This window comes from Actinoplanes sp. NPDC048791 (genome assembly GCF_040650095.1).
GTDB lineage: Bacteria > Actinomycetota > Actinomycetes > Mycobacteriales > Micromonosporaceae > Actinoplanes.
The window spans coordinates 1-2,120 of record NZ_JBEZGQ010001266.1 but is presented as its reverse complement, the minus strand read 5'-3'; the positions used below and the strand labels follow the sequence as shown (position 1 = coordinate 2,120).

General features: G+C 72.1%; 3 protein-coding genes and 1 pseudogene. 1 reads left to right on the top strand and 3 read right to left on the bottom strand.

Features of this window, described 5'->3' with window-relative positions; genetic code table 11:
• The 3 genes and pseudogenes from AB0C29_RS45230 to AB0C29_RS45220 all read right to left on the bottom strand — a co-directional run.
• Positions 1–222 (bottom strand): annotated as a pseudogene (locus AB0C29_RS45230) (hypothetical protein); the annotation flags it as partial.
• Complete coding sequence (locus AB0C29_RS45225; RefSeq protein ID WP_360834103.1) at positions 219–725, bottom strand: hypothetical protein; 507 nt, start codon at positions 723–725, stop codon at positions 219–221. The gene AB0C29_RS45225 and the pseudogene AB0C29_RS45230, both read right to left, overlap by 4 nt.
• Positions 726–962: 237 nt before the next feature.
• Entirely contained in the window at positions 963–1,502 is a 540-nt protein-coding gene (locus tag AB0C29_RS45220; RefSeq protein WP_360834101.1) for a hypothetical protein, read from the bottom strand.
• A 272-nt stretch (positions 1,503–1,774) separates the two neighbouring features.
• On the opposite strand from AB0C29_RS45220, the gene AB0C29_RS45215 reads away from it, so the two are divergent.
• The coding region (locus tag AB0C29_RS45215; protein ID WP_360834099.1) for a DUF1269 domain-containing protein at positions 1,775–2,120 on the top strand (346 nt) is incomplete at its 3' end.

Below are 2,120 nucleotides of genomic sequence, written 5' to 3'. Positions count from 1 at the left end.
GTTGCGGCTGACCGGCAGCACGACCGACCAGAACGTGCGCAGCGGGCCGGCCGAGGCGAGGGCGAGGGCCGCGTCGTGCAGCCGCGCCCCCAGCACAGAGGTGATCATGGCGGCTGCGGTGGCGGCGGCGGTGGCCAGGGCGGCGACCACGAAGGCGTCCAGCAGGTACGCGACGGCCCGGCTGACCGGACCGGCGTACTCCCGCACGGCCGGGGTGCTCATAGGTCGAGCGGCGGTCCGGGCTCGGCGCGGTTCCCGCGGCGGAACACCCGGAAGCTCATCCGGTCGACCGCCGTGTCGCCGGCCTGCGCGCCGGACCGCAGGCGTCCGACCAGCTCGTCGACCATGTTCTCGCGCTGGCCCCGGATGAGCGTCTGGATCCGCTCCGGCTCCTTCTCCAGCAGCAGCAGGACGTCGTCGAGGACGGCGAGCACCACCGGCCGCAGGATCCGCTCGAGCTGGGCGTCCACGACGCGGTCGATGATCGGGGCAGTCGCGACCGTCGACACCGCGGTCCGGGCCGTCTGCTCGGCCCGCAGCCGCCACCGGGTCCGTTCCGAGGCGCCCCGCTGGGCGAGCCGGTCCAGGTGCCGGCGCAGAACGGCGGCGGCCTCGGTCGTGGCGCCCTGAGCCGTGAAGGCGGCGCCCACCATGGTGTCACCCCACCGCGGCAACGTTCGCCGTGCCGGGGACAGGGGAGCCGAGTGCGGATCCGTGCTGGTCATGTCCTCACGATGCCCCGCCCTTCGAACCGGGCGCGCCACCCGCAACGGATGAGCGGGGACCCCGCCCAGGCTCAGGAACGCCGATGCAGCCGGACAGCGGTGCTCCGGCTGCATCTCTGCGGTTGCTGGTCAGCGGCGGCGTCGCGACACCCGGCGTGCTGTGCGGCGGCCTGTGCGCCGGGCCACCCGGCGGGATCCGAACATGTTCCTACCTCCTTCTGCGGTCGGGGCGGACGCTTATCGGGCGCCCGCCGTTTCGAGGTCGTGCAGTTCCTGGGCCTCCGCGGCGGTGGTCAGCCCGATCCCGACTAGGTCGAGGGGGCTGATGAAGCCGTCGTTGAGGCGGAAGCCGCCGGCCCGGGCGATGGCATCGCGCAGCGGCACGGCCCAGTGGTGCTCGATGAGCAGCAGTGCCGCGGCGGAGTCGTCGGGGATGTCGGCGAGGATGTCCCAGGCGTCCTCGTCGCTGAAGGCCTTGAGCCCGGCCACGGCGGCCTGGGCCCCGGCGGTGGCGCCGGCCTGCATGCCGGCCTCGCCGTCGATGCCGAGCCCGATCAGCGCGCCGATCTTGCTGCCCAGTTCGATGGCTTCCGGCGTGGTCAGGTTGCTCAGGTGCTCGACCACGACGTCGCCGCGGGCGTTCTTGTAGACGGCGAGGGCGTCGATGACGCGGACGGTGTCACTCTGCCGCAGCTTCTCGAGCTCCGCGATGACCTCGCCGTGGAAATCGGGGTGTCTGAAACCCAGCACGATCAATTGGACCGGTCCGATGGCCATCTGCCACTCCTTCGCTGATCGGACGGAAGGCGGGGTCACGGCGTACGCGGTCCGGCCGTGGCCCACCCGTACCCGATCCTTCAGCCGGACGCCCGGTCGGCGCCTCATCCGGCGCGGGTGACGCCGGTGCCGGGGCGGCGCCGCGGCGCCGCGGAGCCCGGCGCAGCTTCATTCGCCCGGAATGAGGTCGGCCCCCGGCCGGCGTGGCTGACTGGTGCCGACGCCGGGGACGACGCCGGCCGTGCAGATCAGCGAAGGGAAGTGTTCGAATCATGGCAACACTTGTCGCCATCGGTTACCCCGACGAGACGACCGCGACAGCCGCGTCGCTGGAGGCCCAGCGCCTCGCCAAGGACCTCATCATCCAGCCCGACGCCATCGCGGCCATCAGTCGCGACCGGGAGGGCAAGTTCCACGTCACCACCAACCATCACCAGGTGGCCGGCGGCGCCTCCTGGGGGATGTTCTGGGGGCTGTTGTTCGGCGTGCTGTTCTTCATCCCGTTCCTCGGGATGGCCGTCGGTGCCGGGCTGGGAGCGCTGATGGGCAAGATGACCAAGGGCGCGATCAACAAGGAGTTCCAGGCCCAGGTGCGCGACATGCTCGAGCCCGGGACCT